18 protein-coding genes and 1 pseudogene are annotated in these 19,591 nt (G+C 39.9%); 6 read left to right on the plus strand and 13 right to left on the minus strand.

Going from position 1 to position 19,591, the window contains the following annotated elements; genetic code table 11:
- Positions 1-281: 281 nt before the first annotated feature.
- The 3 genes from FCI53_RS13385 (at position 282) to FCI53_RS13395 (ending at position 4,128) form a co-directional block, all read left to right on the plus strand.
- Positions 282-1,472, plus strand: coding sequence for an L-lactate MFS transporter (locus FCI53_RS13385; RefSeq protein WP_138419577.1), 1,191 nt, complete (start codon positions 282-284; stop codon positions 1,470-1,472).
- Between the two features lie 956 nt (positions 1,473-2,428).
- Positions 2,429-3,022 carry a pyridoxamine 5'-phosphate oxidase family protein gene (locus FCI53_RS13390; protein WP_246050109.1) on the plus strand — a complete coding sequence of 198 codons (594 nt, stop codon included), beginning with the start codon at positions 2,429-2,431 and terminating at the stop codon, positions 3,020-3,022.
- Positions 3,023-3,549: 527 nt separating this feature from the next.
- The gene (locus FCI53_RS13395) at positions 3,550-4,128 is read left to right on the plus strand and encodes a biotin transporter BioY (RefSeq protein ID WP_138419578.1); all 579 of its coding nucleotides are present in this window, start codon (positions 3,550-3,552) and stop codon (positions 4,126-4,128) included.
- Positions 4,129-4,289: 161 nt separating this feature from the next.
- Here FCI53_RS13395 and FCI53_RS13400 read toward each other — a convergent pair whose 3' ends face one another.
- On the minus strand, positions 4,290-4,622 hold the full coding sequence (locus FCI53_RS13400; protein WP_138419579.1) for a CHY zinc finger protein: 333 nt from the start codon (positions 4,620-4,622) through the stop codon (positions 4,290-4,292).
- A gap of 82 nt (positions 4,623-4,704) precedes the next feature.
- Positions 4,705-5,574 carry a LysR family transcriptional regulator gene (locus FCI53_RS13405; protein ID WP_138419580.1) on the minus strand — a complete coding sequence of 290 codons (870 nt, stop codon included), beginning with the start codon at positions 5,572-5,574 and terminating at the stop codon, positions 4,705-4,707.
- A 140-nt stretch (positions 5,575-5,714) separates the two neighbouring features.
- On the opposite strand from FCI53_RS13405, the gene mmgD reads away from it, so the two are divergent.
- From mmgD to prpB, 3 genes are all read left to right on the plus strand, one after another.
- Positions 5,715-6,824 (plus strand): citrate synthase, encoded by a 1,110-nt coding sequence (gene mmgD, locus FCI53_RS13410; RefSeq protein ID WP_138419581.1) that lies wholly within the window; start codon positions 5,715-5,717, stop codon positions 6,822-6,824.
- 73 nt (positions 6,825-6,897) lie between these two features.
- Positions 6,898-8,346, plus strand: a complete 1,449-nt coding sequence (locus FCI53_RS13415) for a bifunctional 2-methylcitrate dehydratase/aconitate hydratase (protein ID WP_138419582.1) — start codon at positions 6,898-6,900, stop codon at positions 8,344-8,346.
- Positions 8,347-8,391: 45 nt separating this feature from the next.
- On the plus strand, positions 8,392-9,294 hold the full coding sequence (gene prpB, locus FCI53_RS13420; protein WP_138419583.1) for a methylisocitrate lyase: 903 nt from the start codon (positions 8,392-8,394) through the stop codon (positions 9,292-9,294).
- A gap of 180 nt (positions 9,295-9,474) precedes the next feature.
- Here the strand turns inward: prpB and FCI53_RS13425 are convergent.
- From FCI53_RS13425 to FCI53_RS13475, 11 genes and pseudogenes are all read right to left on the minus strand, one after another.
- A pseudogene (locus FCI53_RS13425) lies at positions 9,475-9,993 on the minus strand (YfiT family bacillithiol transferase).
- Positions 9,994-10,459: 466 nt separating this feature from the next.
- On the minus strand, positions 10,460-11,695 hold the full coding sequence (locus FCI53_RS13430) for an MFS transporter (RefSeq protein ID WP_171038176.1): 1,236 nt from the start codon (positions 11,693-11,695) through the stop codon (positions 10,460-10,462).
- Positions 11,696-11,937: 242 nt separating this feature from the next.
- Positions 11,938-13,413, minus strand: a complete 1,476-nt coding sequence (locus FCI53_RS13435; protein WP_138419585.1) for an aldehyde dehydrogenase — start codon at positions 13,411-13,413, stop codon at positions 11,938-11,940.
- Between the two features lie 6 nt (positions 13,414-13,419).
- On the minus strand, positions 13,420-13,626 hold the full coding sequence (locus FCI53_RS13440; RefSeq protein ID WP_138419586.1) for a tautomerase family protein: 207 nt from the start codon (positions 13,624-13,626) through the stop codon (positions 13,420-13,422).
- Positions 13,627-13,640: 14 nt separating this feature from the next.
- Complete coding sequence (locus FCI53_RS13445; protein ID WP_138419587.1) at positions 13,641-14,432, minus strand: 2-keto-4-pentenoate hydratase; 792 nt, start codon at positions 14,430-14,432, stop codon at positions 13,641-13,643.
- 21 nt (positions 14,433-14,453) lie between these two features.
- Positions 14,454-15,470 carry a 4-hydroxy-2-oxovalerate aldolase gene (gene dmpG / locus FCI53_RS13450; protein ID WP_138419588.1) on the minus strand — a complete coding sequence of 339 codons (1,017 nt, stop codon included), beginning with the start codon at positions 15,468-15,470 and terminating at the stop codon, positions 14,454-14,456.
- A gap of 18 nt (positions 15,471-15,488) precedes the next feature.
- Entirely contained in the window at positions 15,489-16,370 is an 882-nt protein-coding gene (locus tag FCI53_RS13455) for an acetaldehyde dehydrogenase (acetylating) (protein WP_138419589.1), read from the minus strand.
- Positions 16,367-17,158: a 2-keto-4-pentenoate hydratase gene (locus FCI53_RS13460; RefSeq protein WP_138419590.1), complete on the minus strand. Its 792-nt coding sequence runs from the start codon at positions 17,156-17,158 to the stop codon at positions 16,367-16,369. The genes FCI53_RS13455 and FCI53_RS13460 overlap by 4 nt, the downstream gene beginning before the upstream one ends.
- A 97-nt stretch (positions 17,159-17,255) precedes the next feature.
- A complete protein-coding gene (locus FCI53_RS13465; RefSeq protein WP_138419591.1) occupies positions 17,256-18,218 on the minus strand; it encodes a catechol 2,3-dioxygenase in 963 nt (320 codons plus the stop codon).
- A 27-nt stretch (positions 18,219-18,245) separates the two neighbouring features.
- Positions 18,246-19,079, minus strand: coding sequence for an FAD synthetase family protein (locus FCI53_RS13470; RefSeq protein ID WP_171038177.1), 834 nt, complete (start codon positions 19,077-19,079; stop codon positions 18,246-18,248).
- A gap of 27 nt (positions 19,080-19,106) precedes the next feature.
- Positions 19,107-19,589: a flavin reductase family protein gene (locus FCI53_RS13475; protein ID WP_138419593.1), complete on the minus strand. Its 483-nt coding sequence runs from the start codon at positions 19,587-19,589 to the stop codon at positions 19,107-19,109.
- Between the last annotated feature and the right edge of the window lie 2 nt (positions 19,590-19,591).

The raw sequence follows: 19,591 nt of genomic DNA on the forward strand, positions 1-19,591 counted from the left end.
CTAGAATGGAAATAGGACACAGTCCCCTCTGACCCACTTAAAAGAATGGGACAAAAGGTTAAGATAAATAATTAAAAATTGGTGTGAACTCAGCGATCACAAGTGCGATCGTACCTAATGCCATTACAAATGGAATTAAAGCAAACCAAATATCCACTAGACGACATGTGTTTTTGAAATAATTTTTATTCATTTTGTTAAGTATAAAAATGGAATCTTATTAGAGATGCTCATCAAAACAAATCATCAACGCAGAACTTATATATTTTAGGAGGTACACAATGTTTAATAGATGGTTCGTCGTTATTGGGGCGATTTTAGTACAAGTTAGTTTAGGTGCTGTTTATGGTTGGAGCCTGTTCAATCAACCACTTGCAGATAAGTTTGGCTGGTCGATTGACGATATTGTGATTACATTCTCGATCACCATTGCCACTTTTGCCTTATTCACGATTTTTGCAGGAAAATTACAAGATCAAATTGGGTCTAGATGGGTCGCAACAGGTGGAGGGATTCTGTTAGGTGTTGGACTGATGCTTGCAAGTCAAGCCGACACACTGATTGAATTATATTTGTATTACGGAATTATCGGTGGGGCTGGTATCGGAACAGCATATGTTTGTCCTTTAGCAGCTGCTGTTAAATGGTTCCCAGAAAAAAGAGGCCTAATTAGCGGTATTGCTGTTGCTGGCTTTGGTGGTGGTGGATTAATTTTCAAACCTATTATCTCATCTTTTATTGAAACATCCGGTGTTTCTACGACATTTCTTTATTTAGGTATTATTTTCTTAGTGCTTGTTGTCGGTGGCGCTCAACTTCTTCGTGAGCCTAAACAAGAACAGACGAATGATCAAAAAGGCCCTCAACATGAAAAGCAGTTCAGTGCAAAAGAAATGCTACGCACCCCTCAATTTTACATCTTATGGATCATGTTCTTATTTGGCGCAATCTCAGGACTATTGGTTATTAGCCTTGCCGTTGACATTGGCATGAGTATTGCGAACCTTGATATTGAGACTGCTGGGATAGCTGTGATGATCATCGCCTTATTTAATGCAGGAGGGCGAATCATTTGGGGGCTTATATCAGATAAAATTGGGCGAAGACCTACCTTTTTTATTATGTACATTATGACTGCAGTTGTGATGTTTTATATGAGTGTCGGTATGCTAAACTTTGCTTTATTCATCGTTTCGGTATCTTTAATTGGTTTTACCTTTGGAGGGTTTCTGGCCCTATTCCCATCACAAACAGCTGATTATTATGGTGTGAAAAACTTAGGGGTAAATTACGGAATCATGTATCAGGCATACGGGATAGCAGCCTTAGTCGGACCAGTCATTGCATCAGCTATTCCATTAACGCAAACTTTCCTGATCACCGCGATCCTAAGCATTTTAGCCATTGGCCTATCCTTTTTATTAAAGGAACCAGTCAAGCATGAAAAGTTTCAAGTAGTAGAAAATGAGTAAATGCAAAAAGAGATTGGGATCGTGACTCAAAAAACGATATAACGTAGAACCACATTCTATGGTGTAATTCCAATTAGCGAATATAGTCGTTTATTCATCTTAGCTACGTTCCTTCCCTTTTTTTGAACCTGTTTCAATATAAGAGAATCTTAGTTATGAATACATATCTAATAATTGGAAAGAGGAGCGTTGTCCGATTGGTGCGAGACAAGTGGCGGGGTGTGCAGAAAAGCCATTTGGATGCACGGACATTTAATCCACTATTCCTTCACCTAGGTCATGTTTCAGAGTGCGGACGGACATCTGATGCGTTATTCGATAGAAATCAACGTGAACTGGCTCATATCTATACGATTAGAGGAACAGATGTCCGCCACCAACCAAAAAGAAGTGATTTTAGCAGGAATAAGGGAATAATTGTCCGTACAAAGCCTGTTAATCACAGCATTGGCATTAATCAGCCGCGACTGTCACCCAGACCCGGGTAGACCTATCAAGGACAATTGTCTTTTTAAGAGGTCACTACCCCCGATATCACAAACTGCCCCTTTATATCTTCATCCATGTATATATCTACACCTAAAATAATATAGGTTTAAAGTACTGGTTAATTAGGTGCATCACATTCTGAATAGTGGGAATTTTTTAATGATTTCGTGTTAGTTTATTTTATTTTTTCTTACTAACCCTATATCTTCTACCAACATTTGCTTCAATTGAAGGGAGTGGTCAAAAAATTAACAACAAACAAATCTACTCCAGACTGGATTAACTTTTATATCTTAAATGAATTCAATTCATTATAAAAAAATTAAGATTTCATATTATACTTATATTGTAGTATAAGGAAGAACTTGTTCTAAGCAAAAACAGGATAAACTCTAAACGGCAGAATTTGTCATTCTTCCTTCATATATACATTTGTTACACTAAAACTTTTAAAAGGAGCCGTTATTTTGGAGTTAGTTGCTAATATTATTTCATTATTTAAAAAAGACAACAAATTAGAAGCGAAGCACGGAGAGAAAGTGATGCAAAAAAGACTTGGAACAGAACAGAAAGCATTAGCATTTTATGACAAACAAGTTTTGGATTACTTGAATAATGACATGATGGCATTTATAAAAAAGCAAGAAAACGCCTTTATTTCCACAAGTGACGCCAACGGGCATTGTGATAGTTCTTACCGGGGTGGAGAGGCTGGTTTTATAAAAATCATTGATAAAAAAAACGTCATCTACCCTGAGTATATAGGAAACGGGGTCCAAGCATCTCTTGGGAACATGTATGAAAATCCACATGTGGCTATTTTGCTTATTGATTTCTACAAACATCAAATTGGCCTGCATTTGAACGGGCGTGTAGAAATCTTGGGTAAAGACGAAGTAGATATAGAAGATGGTGAACAAAAGAAGATAAAATGCTGGGTTAAAGTAGAAATCGAAGAAGCCTACATTCATTGTTCTAAAAGAATACCTCATTTAGAGAAAGTTAGAGAAAATAACGAGAACAAAGCATTTGGAAACTTTTTTAAAACGCTCGGTAAATGAACTAGTATAATGATAGAGTAATTACCTAAAGCAAAATTAACACACAAAATTTTATTTCCATTCAACTTTGTCCTTATTCAAGACTTTTCATTCGACAAAATCCAAGTGTACCATTGTTAATAGAAACGTTCCCCACCCTTTGAGTGAGAAGAATGTCTTTCGAGCAGTGCCTGCACGATTTCCTAATGAATTGATTGTAGTAATTTTCAGTGTAAAGTCTCATCAAAAATACACGATTTTTGTTATAATGGTTTAGTTGACACTTAAGCCATCTATGTATACGCATAGATGGCTTTTCTTTTTTTTATTAAATGAAACAAAGGGTTCAGATGAGAAATGCAATAGGGTTTTAATGGGATTTTTTTGTTGTTATTATGATTAAGGACTTGGGGTTTCTCTAACGATCAAAGGCCAATTGTTCTTTCTCTCACCCACCGTTAACCTAAAATTATTTAAGTTGACAATAATCACATAATCTTTTATCCTTTTATCAGAATAGTTTTTATTTAAGGTGAGGAGTTGCAATTATGAAATTAAGTACTAGGGATATCACGCTTTCAGGTATGTTTGCTGCATTGATGGCAATTGGTGCAAATATCACCTCATTCATTGTCATTGGTAGTGTGCCGATTACTCTAACAACCTTTTTCAGTATACTAGCTGGTCTACTATTAGGGAGTCGGTTAGGGGCTATTTCCATGACGGTTTACGCTCTCGTTGGTCTTGCTGGAGCACCAGTCTTTTCTCAGTTTTCCGGCGGATTATCTGCCCTAGTGAGCCCTACATTCGGATTCATTATATCTTATATTCTAGTAGCTTATGTTGTCGGTAAAATTGTTGAATGGAATGCTTCCAATCACTGGTTTATCATTGCCGCTTTAGTTGGGTTCGTCATCAATTATACTTTTGGCACAAATTGGTTGTATGTTGCCTACAAGTATTTGGCTTCTACTGATGCGATTAGTTATAACGTTGCATGGGCATGGATGGCAGCACCCTTACCGAAAGATATCATCCTATCTACTTTTGCTGGCATATTGGCACCTAGGTTGTATAAAAGTATAAATAAAAATGCGACTATAGCAACAGATAATTCGGTCGCCTAATAATCGATCTACTTAGTTAGGAATTGGTTATGTTAGTAGCAGGGGGACTAATGGTTAGCCTACTCGGACCGGACCTTAACCACCGGTTGCTCCCCCACTTATTTTTTTCTGTTTATCCTTATATCTTGGTGGTGCCTTACTGCTATCTAGCCTGCAAAAAACTAATGAACTCCAAAATACAAATGGGCATGGTTTTTACAACCTGGATTAAAGGAACGATGGCAATAAGGACAAGAAGAATGACAGGTTAAATATTCGTTAATTGTTAATTCACTTCCACATTCACCACATAAGATGGCTTTTTGACCAAATTCTTCTCTTCCCCAAATCTCTGCTGGATGATCCGCTTCTTCTTCGTGGCACTTGTAACACGGGTAATAAGTCTTGCAACATTTAAATTTAATCGCAATGATATCGACCAACTTATCATAATGCTTGCAACGAGTTTGTTTATCTTTCACCGATCCACGAACGTTCATTCCATGTATGTTCATTTTCACACCACCTTCTAAGACTTGCAATGATTCCCCTGCTTTAAAGAAAGTACAAGAATCGTACCCGTGCTTCCCAAATTTTTTACAATGTTTTCACATCTAAGCTTCGAATAAACGTAATAAATGCTTGTACAATATTCAGTTCTGTTGATTCGTTGTGATAATACATCCATGTTTTTCTTGTAACTGTTTCCCCATTTGTGTCTCGGATTGGTTTGATAAAAAGTTCAGGATGCTGCCGAACAACGAGGTTAGCGAGGATCGCATAACCAAGTCCGTTAATCACCATTTCTTTACATGTCTCCACCTCGTTTACTTGAATATGAACCGATGGCATTTCACTATAATGATTGTACCACCACCGATCTACAATATTTCTCATTAAACCATCTGTAAAATAATCAATCCGCGGAAGCTTCGGCAGCTCTTTCCATTCAAACTCCCATGGTGCCGCCACACAAATCTCTTCATCATACAGAAGCTCTTTTTCCCCCTTCCATGGATAGTCCCCTTTTATAAAGCTAATATGAACATTATGGTTCAAAAGTTCACGGTGCATCTCACTACTCCAACCGGTGAAAACACGGAACTCCACATTCGGATATTTTTCTTTAAACAGACGTAGCAGTTTTGGCATTTTATTCAGCGCAAAAAAATTGGAGACCCCAACACGTAGCGTACCTGCTACCTCGCTTTTCATATTATTAATTTTTTCGGTAATGACTTGTTCTTGTTGAAGCATTTTCTTCGCATGAAGCGCTAATTCTCTTCCTTCAGGCGTAAACATGATTCCCCGCCTTTTGCGGATGATGATTGGTACTTGATAATGCTCCTCCAGCCGTTTAATACGTGCTGTTAATGTCGGTTGGGAGACAAACAACTGGTCTGCTGCCTGGGTAATATTCTCGGTTTGGTCAAGAATGGTGAGCATTTTCCAATCTTGTACGTCCATCTGTACCCTCCTAGTCTTTATGATATAGAAAAAATTTATGGTTAGGAATTAAAAAACAATAGTTCAATTATACTGCATTTAATTATACAATAAATTAACAATACTTAGAAAATTATAAAAACTAATGGAGGAGGAGTTTGATGATTACGAATGAGTCCTATGTACCAGGTTTGGCAGGTGTGATTGCTTCTGAAACCGCTATCTCTCTATTGGATACCGAGAAAGAAAAGATTATTATACGCGGCCATGATTTAATCGAATTGTCACGAACCAACAGTTATACAGACATCATTCACTTATTATTAGAGAACGAACTTCCAAGCGATTCCGAAAAAGAAGCGATGTTTCAAAAGTTAAAAAACAATTACAATGTTCCAGAGGAAATTTTCGACCTATTGAAATTATTACCAAAAGAAACACACCCAATGGACGGCCAGCGAACCGCTTTGTCTGCACTTGCCGGTTATGACAGTCGCATTGACGACCGCAGCCCAGAAGCAAACAAACAAAAAGCGTATCAACTGCTTGGACAATTGCCGACTATCACAGTGAACAGTTACCGGATTCTTAATGGAAAAGACCCTGTCTATCCAGATCCAAACCTTTCCTACAGTGCGAACTTTTTATATATGATTACAGGGAAAAAACCAACAGAACTTGAGGGAAATATTTTTGATCGATCCTTGTTACTGTACAGTGAACATGAAATGCCGAACTCTACTTTTACAGCAAGAGTGATTGCTTCGACGAACTCCGATATTTACGGAGCGCTTACGGGTGCGGTTACATCGTTAAAAGGGAACTTGCATGGCGGGGCGAATGAAGCGGTTATGTATCTGTTGAATCAAGCCGATTCGGTCAGCCAGTTTGAAAAGATTTTAAAACAAAAACTTGCCAACAAAGAAAAAGTTATGGGATTTGGGCACCGTGTCTATATGAACCGCATCGATCCACGAGCACTGATTATGAAAGAATCGCTTGCTGAACTGTGCGATCTGAAAGGGGATTCCACACTACTTGACATGTGCGAAGCAGGCGAGCGACTGATGGAAAAAGAAAAAGGGCTATATCCGAATCTTGACTATTATGCTGCACCGGTTTACTGGATGCTTGGCATTCCAATACCACTTTACACACCAATTTTTTTCAGTTCCAGATCTGCAGGGATTGCGGCACACGTCATCGAACAGCATGAAAACAACCGCCTCTTCCGTCCGCGTGTGCATTATGTTGGAAAACCATTGTCATAGAGTAAGCTTTAGTCCATGAAGGATTATACTGTCCGATGATCAATAAATCCAATTTGTAAAGGAGAAAAGATAGATGGTACAACTAATCAATCAAAAACAGACCGACACTTTAATTGAGGAAATAACAGATTATGTATTAAATAAAGAGATTACGAGTGAGGAAGCGTTTAAAACCGCTGAGTATGTATTAATGGATACATTGGGATGCGGCATTCTTGCCCTCAATTACCCAGAATGCACAAAATTACTCGGACCGATTGTGCCAGGTACCGTCGTTCCAGGAGGTAGCCGTGTGCCAGGTACTTCCTATGAGTTGGATCCGGTACAGGCAGCATTTAATATTGGAACAATGATTCGCTGGCTTGATTATAATGACACATGGCTTGCAGCGGAATGGGGCCATCCTTCCGACAACTTAGGCGGTATTTTAGCTGCTGCCGATTATATTAGCCAACGGCGTTTGAAAAAAGGGGAAGAGCCGGTTCCTGTCAAAGATGTACTAGAAGCAATGATCAAGGCCCATGAAATACAAGGTGTGTTAGCACTTGATAATAGTTTAAACCGTGTTGGGCTTGACCATGTCTTATATGTAAAAATCGCAACCACTGCCGTTGTCACCAAAATGCTTGGCGGCGGAAGAGAAGAAATCAACAACGCATTGTCCCACGCTTGGATTGATAACGGTAGTTTACGTACGTACCGTCATGCACCAAATACTGGTTCAAGGAAATCTTGGGCTGCCGGAGACGCCACAAGTCGCGGCGTGCGCTTAAGCTTAATGGCGATGCAGGGGGAAATGGGGTATGAGACGCCGCTTACTGCAGAAGGTTGGGGCTTTCAAGATGTACAATTTGCAAAACAAGAATTAACCTTACAGCGCCCACTTGACAGTTATGTGATGGAAAATGTGCTGTTTAAAGTTGCCTATCCTGCCGAATTCCATGCGCAAACAGTAGCCGAAGCCGCGGTTGATTTGCATCCAGAAGTCATTGATCGCTTAGATGAAATCGATAAAATTACGATTACCACCCATGAATCTGCCATCCGTATTATTGATAAGACGGGGCCTTTATACAACCCAGCTGACAGGGATCACTGCCTGCAGTACATTACAGCAATTGGCTTATTGAAAGGAAATGTAACCGCAGAAGATTACGAAGAGGAAGCGGCTGCAAATCCTAGAATTGATCAACTACGGGACAAAATGGAGGTCATCGAAAACAAACAATATACCAAAGACTACCTTGATCCAGAAAAGCGATCGATTGCGAATGCCGTGCAAGTACATTACAAAGACGGATCATCATCAACCAATGTAGAATATCAGTACCCGCTCGGACATCGTTTCCGCCGAGAAGAAGCTTTTCCAAAAATTAGGGAGAAACTATCTTACAATCTTTCAACACAGTTTACCGAAAAACAACGCAAACAGATTGAAGCATCGAGCTTTGAAAATGATCAATTCACACAAATGCCAGTCGAAAAGTTTGTGAATCTGTTCTTACCAACGTATTATTTATAATAAACAATGATCTATTAGTATAGAAGAGAGAAAGGAGATCTTTTTATGGCATGGATTGTGGATCAACCATCTTCTCAACAAGAATTAGCAGATCAATTTAAAAACATGATTAAGCACCCAGATATTTTGCAAATTCCAGGTGCGCACGATGCGATGGCTGGACTTATCGCAAAAAATACTGGATTTCAAGCATTGTACTTATCAGGAGGGGCTTATACAGCAAGTCGCGGATTGCCTGATTTAGGAATTGTGACATCCAATGAGGTGGCGGACCGGGCAAAAGATATTGTGCGTGCGACCGATTTACCACTTCTCGTCGACATTGATACAGGGTTTGGTGGTGTATTAAATGTTGCACGAACAGCAAGGGAAATGTTCGAGGCCAATGTTGCAGCCGTCCAAATCGAGGACCAACAACTGCCGAAGAAATGCGGCCATTTAAATGGCAAACAATTAGTGACGACAGAAGAAATGAGCCAAAAAATCCAAGTAATAAAAGAAGTGGCACCGAGTATGATCGTCGTTGCTCGGACAGATGCGTTGGCAACAGAAGGGATCGAATCAGCATTAGAACGGGCGAATGCCTATATCGAAGCAGGTGCGGATGCGATTTTTCCGGAAGCTTTAAGAACTGATGAAGAATTCCGTTTTTTTGCTAACAATCTTTCTGTTCCGATTCTTGCAAACATGACCGAATTTGGCAAAACCCCTTATATTTCCGCACAAGCATTCCAGGAAATGGGCGTCGGCATGGTAATCTATCCGGTCACTTCGATGCGGGTTGCTGCGAAAGCGTATGAGCGCGTGTTTGATTTAATTAAACAAGATGGCTCACAACAAGCAGCTGAACAAGACATGCAACCAAGAAAAGAATTGTATGATACGATCTCTTATTATGACTTCGAAGATCTCGATAAACATGTCGCAAAAACGGTATTGAACGATTAAACGCAGACGATGAATCATAGATAGAAGATTTTATAACGGCCTAAGCTCTTGTTCCAAAGGGCTTAGGCCGTTTAAGTGTAACGTCGTAGCTATTATATTACTGGCTCCATTCTAAGTACAAAAACCTGTATATGTTGAGTTGTTAACTATTGTGTTCTTTAGGGAGTACAGCTTCTGTCATTATTCGTTATTATTTGCTAATGCAATGTTTATATGGGCTAAATGGTGCTCTTCATGCCAAGCTAGTTTTGCAAGTTTAGTGGCAACTGTTATTTTTCCGTTTATCTCGTGCGTAAAAGCCCGCTCTAATTGATCTTCCGTTAACCTTTGCCCTAAAGAAACGATGCGTTCATTTATACCTTCCAACATTTTTATCGAACTTTCAACGGGAAGCCTTGTATCCGGTTGAATAGCCCACTTGTCTTGATCAAAGTTTGGCACGTTTGGATTTTCATCCGTTAAAGCCATTTTCAAACGTTGAAACATGTTCAACTGAGAGTCAGCAATATGGTGAACAAGTTGGCGAACTGTCCAACTACCATCACGATACGTTTTGCTTAATTGTTCATCACTTAGCGTAGCGACAGTTTCTCTTTATCGAGTAGTGGTCGTTTCTATTTGCTTTAACCATTCTTGAATATGATCCAATGTTACCTTGTCGGGTACTTCTAATTTGCCAATTGGGTACCTTACATCCATTATTTAACTCCCCCATTCCTTTAATTCATAATATTTCGTAGTAATGTTGAATATACCTAATTGACTTACTTGTTACAAACCTTAAGCATAATAAGTGCTGATGTTTCTTTACAACAAGTTCTGCCCAGCTAAATTCTCCTTCACTACTTCATGAAAAAACTAGCATACTGTCATCCTATGTAACTTTTGTGCTCATGTCTCCTTTAATATTAGCAACTCTTATTACCGATAGCGACAAAGCTTTTTATCGTGGACATTTAATACCTTATTTTAAGATTTTAAAGCGAAAATAGTGCTTTTTAAAATAAAGGTACAAATGTCCGTAACCGCAATGAACCCAATAGTTGCCATTTTCACTATTCATTTAAGCAGTGAACTATTAATAGAAAAAGGAGTACGAAACGTCATGCGAATTGTACTCCTTTTTCTCACCTTTCTTCTACATGCCTACAATCCTTCACAACTTTTAATGTTGCGTTTCTTCCATAACGAGTTTGTTTTCATGGATTTGATATTCTGTCGAACGAACTTTCCATGACCTCCACATCGTTACAGAGGCGATGATTGTAATTAAACCGACATAGAATAAAATCCAGAAACTTGCATGAAAGTTACCCGTATAATCACGAAGAATGCCAAAAACTTCAGGTCCTATTAAAATGCCAGTGTTTTCTCCAATAATAACAATGGCCATCGCAATTCCGATCGTTTCTTTTCTTTTGGCAAGCTTTGGTGCAGAAGCAAAGATAATGGTAGGTGTAATTCCTCCAATTACACCTAATACAATCGCACTTCCATACAGGATGATGGGATGATCTATTAAAAACATCGGCCAAATAAGTGCCATAACGAGTGGAGGTATTAGAAATAGAAACAGTTTATTTTCAAATCTTTTTAGCAAGAAACCTCCATATAAATTGCTCCCTATCATGAAAAAGGATAAAAGACCTGGTATGATGGCTGCGTGGGCTAAAGACATTGATGAGGATTCCACTAAATAGGTAGAAATCCACGTATTAAAAGCAAATAAAGAAAAGGTAAACGATGCAAATGCTCCAGCTACCACCCATATACGCTTATTTTTCACCTCCTCTTTTATTGCGTTCTTAGGAATAGTCCCTTCAGACGATTCGTTATGTGAATCAGCTTCTCTTGGTATTTTTTTCGCATATATAATAAAACTTCCAATAAGAAATAACATTAAAATGGACCAATAAATCCCCGTGTTAAATTCTGAGACAATATATGGGGCAAATAAAAACATAATCAGACTGCCAAGGGGAATCCATGTTGACCAAATCCCCATCGCAATACTCATCCGATCTGGCGGAATAAATCGTCCGATTGCGGATGGTGCTGCCACAGATACGATTCCAAATCCGATTCCTTGTATGATTCGTGACAGTAGCAAAATGAGAAAATTTCCTGCAAAAAAACTACATAAAACACCAGCAAAAAGGACAGCTATTCCTAACAATCCAACTGCACGTTCCCCATATTTTTGAACAATAAATCCACCAGGAACTGCAGCTAGAAGCGTCATAAGTGCAAATAATGACATTAACAAGGCACTGTTCATATATGTAACGTCAAACTGCGCTTGCAACACTGGCATAACAGGCGGTACCGAAAACTGTACAAGCGTCGCGATCACCCCTGCTGAAAATGCTACCCATAATATCCCCCAAGAAGACTTGGTCATCATTCCCCCTCCTAAACGGAACAAATTTACTTTTATGCAGTAAGTTTTTAAAAAAGCATACAAAAAATTGTTTTTTGTGAAGATGATTAGGACTCGTTCTTACATGATCGAGCGCTCCTCTCTCTTGTTAACGTATATTTCGCTAGTTCACCATACCAACTAACTTATTGCACATAAATCCTGATATTCCGTAATTCTGAAAAATGCCATGTCATTTCCAAAGACATGGCATTTCTACAAATTTATTTCAATGCAATACACACCGTTTTCGCTTCTGTAAAAAATTCTAGACTGTGCGCTCCACCTTCACGGCCAACTCCACTCTTGTTAAAGCCTCCAAACGGGGCGCGAAGGTCACGGACAAACCAGCAGTTCACCCAAATTGTCCCAGCACGGACGTGATGCGAGACGCGGTGGGCACGTTTCAGATTTTCCGTCCAAATCACGCCGTTTAAACCGTAATCGGTATTATTTGCAATCGCTAGTGCTTCCTCTTCTGTATCGAATGGAATAATCGTCACGATCGGACCAAATATTTCTTCCTGGCATATACGTGCATCTGGGTCTTCATGTAAATAAATCGTCGGCTCTAAGTAATAGCCATCTTTTATATGTTCATCTAGACTTGGGCGCTTGCCCCCGTATACTAACGTTGCATTTTCTTGTTTGGCAATGTCCAAATAGCTCGTTACTTTACGATAATGTGCTTCACTAACGACAGGCCCCATATTTGTATTCGCATTTTGCGGATCGCCTACATTAAGTTCTGATGCCGCTTGTTTAAAACGTTCGATGAATTCATCTAAGATCGAACGTTGCACAAGAATTCTCGAGCCAGCTAAGCAGACTTGACCTGAATTTAAAAAGGCAGCTCGGATGGATTCAGGAATGGCTTTATCAAGATCCGCATCATCAAAAATGATATTTGCTGCTTTTCCTCCTAATTCAAAGGAAACTTTTTTCAAGGTGTCTGCCCCGTTTTTCATAATCGCTTTTCCTGTTGTCGTCTCCCCGGTAAAGGAAACAAGGTCAACCTCAGGATGAGTCGTCATAAACTCACCAGCAGAATCAGGACCAAACCCTTGGACTACATTCACTACCCCATCAGGAATTCCAGCCTCTTTTGCCATTTCCCCAAGTAGAGACACGGATAATGGTGTGATTTCTGCTGGTTTAATGACCACGGTATTTCCAGCTGCTAGACAAGGTCCTAGCTTCCAAGTTGTCAGCATAAATGGTAAATTCCATGGTGTAATAAGGGCGGCTACCCCAACCGGTTCATAACGCGTATAATTTAAATAGTCCTCTTCCATTGGATACACTTCTCCGCCTTGTTTTTCCATAAAATCAGCGAAGAACTTTAGATTATTGGCCGCACGCGGTATTTCTGCTTCTAATGCTACTGGATAAGGTTTCCCCACGTCTAAAGCTTCTAAGTGTGCTAACTCTTCTTTTCTTTCCAAAATAATTTCTGCCATCCGACGTATTTTATTGCAACGCTCTTTTACTGTCATCGTTCGCCACGGTCCATCCTCAAACGCACGTCTAGCGGCCCTACAAGCTTGATCAACATCTTCATAGGAAGCCTCGTGGACATGTGCAATCACTTCCTGGGTTGCTGGATTTTTTACATCAAAGGTGGAATGACTACTAGATTTGACATACTTTCCATCTATATATAACTGCACTTCTCTTAGATCTGTTTCCACATTTTTCATCCAAAATCACCCTTTCTTTGCTGATTGTTTTCGCTTTTTCACCGACTCCCCAGCAATCCCCCAATTGTCCGGTGGCATTTCCTGAATCATAACACGAACATTTTGGGGTGGTGCTTCCAATACATCTGCTACCAAATCTGTTACTTCTCTTATTAATCTTTCTTTTTTCTCAGGGGGACGCCCTTCTAAAATATTGATTTGAATCAAAGGCATACGACCACTCCTTTCTATTCAATAAAAGCCGCTTCTAACGCTCCTATTCCATCAAAACTAACCGAAAAATGATCACCAGGTTCGATCGCAAACGCCTTCGCGAGTGCGCCACTTAAGACAACCTCTCCTGGTTGAATACGCTGATTTCTCTCCTTCAACTTGTTGGCCATCCATGCAATTGCTCTTGCCGGATGTCCCATTACCGCTGCACCTGCACTGGTCGCAACGATCTCACCATTCTTTTTAAACACCATTCCCATCAAGCGTAAGTCAACATCATTTACTTGATAAAACCTCTCACTAATTAAATAACGCGAGGAGGAAGAATTATCAGCCACAACATCTGGAAGTGTAAAGTCAAAGTTACGATAGCGGCTATCAATGATTTCCATTGCTGGCGTAATGTATGCGGTAGCATCTAAAATATCTGCAACCGTGATATGATCTCCAGATACCTCTTTATCAAAAACAAAAGCAATTTCAGGTTCCACCTTTGCATGAATAAACGGCTTTGTTGAGATAGGGTCTCCTTCAAACAGTTGCATGTTATCCAGAAGTACTCCGTAAGATGGTTCATGCACCCCCATCATTTCCTGCTTCGATTTACTCGTTAAGCCAAGTTTTCGTCCGGAAATTTTCGCATTTTCTTTGTTACACTTCATTTCTATTAATCTATCTTGAATGTGATAAGCTAATTCCACATCAAGCTCTGGAAATTGATCGACAAACTTATCTACTTCATAAGCATTTGTTTCCGCATTATATAATTCATCTGCTATATGACCAATCACATCGGTCTCAATCACCGATCATCACCTCCTAGTCTTTTACACCGTATGCTTTTGTTGCTCAGCAATTTCCCTTGCAACTTCAAAAATAAGATCTTCCTGACCTCCGACGGCTTGCATTCTACCTAATTCGGTTAAAATATCACGCTCATCGACACCGAATTTCTCAGCTGCTTCCTGTGCAAATAATAAGAAACTAGAGTAAACCCCAGAATACCCCATGATTAAACTTGATCCATTAATTTCTTGTGGTCTAGGCATGAATTTTGCAACCACATCATTGGCAACATCCATAATCGGATAGAGCTCCACACCGGTTTGATAGTGATAGCGCTCAAACACAGCCGCCATTACTTCTGTTTGTGTATTTCCACTACCTGCACCAAGACAGCGTAAACTTCCATCGACATAAGTAGCGCCTGCCTCTACCGCTGCTAATGTATTGGCCATGGCTAATGATAAATTATTATGACCATGAAAGCCGATTTCACAAGAAATATTGTCTTTTAATGCCTTAATTCTTTCTGTTACTTGGTGTGGTAATAGTGCCCCAGCGGAATCAGTTACATAGACGATCTCTGCTCCATAACTTTCAAATAGTTTCGCCTGTTCCACTAATTTTTCAACTGGAGCCATATGGGCCATCATCAAGAATCCGACTGTTGTTAGTCCTAATTTTCTCCCCAGTTGCAAATGCTGTTTGGCTACATCTGCCTCTGTGACATGCGTAGCTACCCGTACCATCTTTGCCCCAGCCTTTACAGCGTCCTCTAAATCTTCTTTAATACCAATTCCTGGTAAAAGAAGAACAGAAATTTTTGCTTGACTACATTGTGCTGCTGCCGCTTCAATTAGTTTTAATTCATTCACCTTTGAAAAACCGTATTGTAATGTTGAACCACCAAGTCCATCCCCATGGGAGACTTCAAAATATTCAACACCTGACTGATCCAATCCTTTTGCAACTTGTTTTACTTGTTCTTCGGTAAATGCATGCCTCATCGAATGACTACCATCCCTCAGTGTTACATCAACAATGTGCAAGTCGCGCTTCATCCACTGACACCTTCCTTCTTAGTTCTTCGTAACTGCTAGACCTTTTTTCGCCATTTCATTGCCTATCTTGGCTGCGGCGGCCGTCATGATATCCAAGTTTCCTGAATATGATGGGAAGAAGTCGCCTGCCCCTTCCACCTCAACAAACACTGATACCTGTTTACCATCAAATAATGGCTCCCCGCTCATGCGGTATCCTGGTACGTACTCCTGAACATATTTCACCATTCGTTTTATAGATGCTTTAATTTCTTCTTGTTTCCCTTCTTCAGCAACCAATACATGGATCGTATCTCGCATATTAATTGGTGGCTCAGCAGGGTTTAATATGATAATTGCCTTTCCTTTGTTCGCTCCACCTATTTTCTCGATAGCGCGAGAAGTGGTGCGGGTAAATTCATCAATATTCGCCCTCGTTCCTGGACCTGCACTTTTACTTGAAACGGTTGCAACAATTTCTGCATAGTCAACAGGACATGCTTGATTAATTGCATGTACGATTGGGATTGTTGCTTGCCCGCCACATGTCACCATATTTACGTTTGTTGCATCTAGATGCTCCTCTAGATTGGCTGGTGGAACAACGAAAGGACCAATCGCAGCAGGTGTTAAATCAATCACCTTCTTCCCGTAAGAGGAAAGAATGTCATGATGGTGTGCATGTGCTTTCGCTGTTGTTGCATCAAAAAAGATATCGGCAAGCTCCATTTTATCCAATAACCCGTCAATTCCGTTGTTAATCACTTGGTAACCTCGATCTTTAGCAAGCTTCAACCCTTCAGAATCAGGGTCAATACCGATCATAACGGTTAATTCTAGAGCATCGCTGCGTTCTAATTTATACATCAAATCTGTCCCTATATTTCCAGATCCGATAATTCCTACTTTACATTTGTTCATTTCGCATCTCCCTCCCTCGTAAATGAAGCGGATACCGATCCAACATGAGCAAAATCAGCAGTAAATGTATCCCCTTCATGAACTGGAATAGCCGCTGTTAAAGCTCCTGACAACACAATTTCCCCTTTATGGAGGGAAATTCCATATTTCCCTAAAGCATTTGCTAGCCATGCAACAGCCCGACATGGATTTCCCATCACAGCGGCTCCTGTCGCAGTATCTAACAATTTACCATTCCGATAGACCACCATTCCAAGATGGGACAGATCAATCGTTTCTATTGGTGTTGGATGGCCACCAATTATTGCCCGCGCTGAGGAACCATTATCTGCAACCGTATCCTCAAACCGGATGTTCCAATCTTTTATTCTACTATCAATCACCTCAAACGCTGGTACAACATAATCAGTAGCTTCCATGACATCTATCAGGCTTACCCCCGGCCCTTGTAAGTCATCCTTTAAGATAAAAGCAATTTCAAACTCGAGCTTTGGCTCTATAAACGAATCTAGTGAAATGTCCTCCCCATCAATATGGAGCATGTGATCGAGAAGGTGTCCATAATCAGGCTCCTTCACTTGAAACATATCTTGCATCACTTTACTTGTTAACCCAATCTTTTTCCCTACAACTGTTGCCCCGTTTGCGATCTTCTCCTCTATTTGTTGAAGTTGGATCGAATAGGCATCATCGACCGTGATAGTTGGAAAAGTATCCGTCAATGGTTCAATCGATTGTTTATTTTTTTCCGCTTCTCGTAATCGGTTTGCTTCCGCTTGAATGTTCACCTATTTCCCCCCTCTTGAGTTGAATGCATGGGAAAGGTGGATCCAACATGCATAAGCATGAACGATCGAATCCACCTTTGCCTGTAACAAGCTTGATTTAAACTCTTTCTCTTGTTGGTTTATGTGGCGTGCCATATAGAAAGTACTCTTGAGGAAGGTCGCCGCCATACCAAACAATCCCGTCTTTAAGCTCATCTTCTGTCCATGTAATTGGTTTCCAATCCGGATCAAATATTAGGTACCCTGCGTCCCCAAATAGTTCCACGCGATTTCCGCCTGGTTCATATGCATATAGGAAGTACGCCTGACTTACCCCATGTTTGGCAGGTCCAGATTCAATGTAAATATCATTTTCAGCCAGTAAATCGGCAACATCCATTAAGTGCTGTGGATAGCCATACCAGAATGCAATATGATGAAAACGTCCCTTTGCCCCACTTTGGTCCTTCATCAGCGCTATTTCATGAACGAGTGGACTCACACTCATCCAAGCACCTATTTCGGTATTATCATTCATGACAATATTTTCACGAAGTTTGAAATCTAATTCATCCGCCATGAAATGTTTATTTTGAGTAACGTTATTGCACATCAAATTGATATGATCTAAACGTCTTGCTGGCACACCTACATTCGGCTTTTTTTGTGGTCGACTTTTTAACTTTGTCTTTAATTCTTCGGGTGCCGCATAATAATCAACATCCCATAATATTTCCATGTTATGACCGTCTGGTGTGACGAATTGGTATGCCTGACCATGACCGATATCTCCTTCAATCCATCCCTTGCCATAGCCACTTCGCTCGATCGAGTCAACTTTTCTATAAAGGGCGTCCTTAGAACTAGCTCTCCAAGCAGCATGTGCCATACCAGCCTCTTTTGCTTCGGTAATTTTTAACGAGTGATGATAGAAATCTTCATACGCTCTTAAATATACGGATTGGCCTTCTGTTTCCGTTACTTGCAGACCCAAATACTGGGTAAAGAATTTTAATGTTTCCTCCGGTTTTGGTGAATACAACTCCACATGCGCTAATTGCGCCACATCAAAATTTGACATGATTACCCCTCCAGATTTTTAAAGTTTTTATACACTTTGTACCGATTCAACCGTTGCAGCTAATTGTTTTAGCCAACAAATACTTACTGTTGCTTGGTTTTTAATCGAATGTTTCCTCGCAAAAGATAATGGAAGTGTTATTCGAGCTTGATCTACTGTAACGTTTTGCTTAAAGTTTTCTCTTCCATTATCGATCACCACTTCATAAACCCCTGTCCGAGGGATGACATAATGCTGGTTCACAAGAATCTCGACATGATCGTTACCTAACAAGATTTCCCCTTCGATTTGATAATCGTTACCTAAATAATGGTGAATTTGGTCCATTTTTCCTGAATCAATCATGTTTCGAAGGAGGCTTGAACTGATTTTCTCTCCGTCATACGCCACTTTTTCAACTTTTGTCACTTCTAGTTGATTGCTTGAATCCTCTTTCAATCGATCCATATTTCCCATACCGCGGTACCCATAGGAAAAATCAAATCCCGCTACAACATGCGCAACCCCTAGATCAAGTAAATAGTTCTGTACAAATTGCTTTGGCGAAACGGATGCAAATGGATGGTCAAACTCGATAAGATAGAATTTTTCCACCCCCATGTTCTCAAGGATTATTTGCTTTTCCGTGATTGGCATGATATATTTAAACTGTTTATTATTTGTTAAAATCTCTTTTGGGTGCGGAAAAAAGCTGATACATGCCAATGGCAGTTGCTTTTTTTCCGCAATTTTTTTTGCCTGTTGGATTACTTTTTGATGCCCGATATGCATGCCATCAAAGAATCCGATAGCAACAACACATTGCTCTCTTCTACATTTATAGGTGTCTCGATTTCTATGATTTAAATGGATTATATCCAAGTGAGCCACCTCCATTTATAGAAATGGTTATTGTTTTACTGTTTCCTCTATTGGGGATAGTGTTCGATATTTGCCCTTAAAGAAAACAAGCGGTTCATGTTCTTCAAGTTGAACATCGGTTACTCTACCTATAAAAAGTGTATGGTCCCCTTCCACATGCTCACTAACTACTTCACACGTTATTTGGGCTATAGCACCTTCAATTACAGGTACTCCTCTTACGGTTTGAAATGGGATTTCCTTATCTGTTTCTCTTTGTCCGGCAAAATGCATTGATAAGTCCTGCTGTTCATTGGATAAAATATTTACTGCATAGTTTCCACTTTGCTTTATCTTATCTAACATACTTGCATTATCACCGACGGAAATCACAACTAATTTAGGATCCATAGAGACTGACATGAATGCATTTGCTGTCATGCCATGAATTTCACCATTTGTTTCTGTTGTAATCACCGTTACCCCCGTAGTAAAATTACCCATGGCATTTCTAAATGTACGATCATTCATTA

It is taken from the genome of Aquibacillus sediminis, from assembly GCF_005870085.1.
Lineage (GTDB): Bacteria > Bacillota > Bacilli > Bacillales > Amphibacillaceae > Aquibacillus_E > Aquibacillus_E sediminis.

Bases quoted from the DNA above. Each gene is read 5' to 3' on its own strand.
- FCI53_RS13435 (WP_138419585.1), bottom strand. From the start codon at position 13,413: ATGAAAAATGTGGAAACAGATCTAAGAGAAGTGCAGTTATATATAGAT.
- FCI53_RS13475 (WP_138419593.1), bottom strand. From the start codon at position 19,589: ATGAATGATCGTACATTTAGAAATGCCATGGGTAATTTTACTACGGGG.
- prpB (WP_138419583.1), top strand. From the start codon at position 8,392: ATGGCATGGATTGTGGATCAACCATCTTCTCAACAAGAATTAGCAGAT.
- dmpG (WP_138419588.1), bottom strand. From the start codon at position 15,470: ATGAAGCGCGACTTGCACATTGTTGATGTAACACTGAGGGATGGTAGT.
- FCI53_RS13395 (WP_138419578.1), top strand. From the start codon at position 3,550: ATGAAATTAAGTACTAGGGATATCACGCTTTCAGGTATGTTTGCTGCA.
- FCI53_RS13405 (WP_138419580.1), bottom strand. From the start codon at position 5,574: ATGGACGTACAAGATTGGAAAATGCTCACCATTCTTGACCAAACCGAG.
- FCI53_RS13455 (WP_138419589.1), bottom strand. From the start codon at position 16,370: ATGAACAAATGTAAAGTAGGAATTATCGGATCTGGAAATATAGGGACA.
- FCI53_RS13400 (WP_138419579.1), bottom strand. From the start codon at position 4,622: ATGAACATACATGGAATGAACGTTCGTGGATCGGTGAAAGATAAACAA.
- FCI53_RS13465 (WP_138419591.1), bottom strand. From the start codon at position 18,218: ATGTCAAATTTTGATGTGGCGCAATTAGCGCATGTGGAGTTGTATTCA.
- FCI53_RS13415 (WP_138419582.1), top strand. From the start codon at position 6,898: ATGGTACAACTAATCAATCAAAAACAGACCGACACTTTAATTGAGGAA.
- FCI53_RS13430 (WP_171038176.1), bottom strand. From the start codon at position 11,695: ATGACCAAGTCTTCTTGGGGGATATTATGGGTAGCATTTTCAGCAGGG.
- FCI53_RS13385 (WP_138419577.1), top strand. From the start codon at position 282: ATGTTTAATAGATGGTTCGTCGTTATTGGGGCGATTTTAGTACAAGTT.
- mmgD (WP_138419581.1), top strand. From the start codon at position 5,715: ATGATTACGAATGAGTCCTATGTACCAGGTTTGGCAGGTGTGATTGCT.
- FCI53_RS13440 (WP_138419586.1), bottom strand. From the start codon at position 13,626: ATGCCTTTGATTCAAATCAATATTTTAGAAGGGCGTCCCCCTGAGAAA.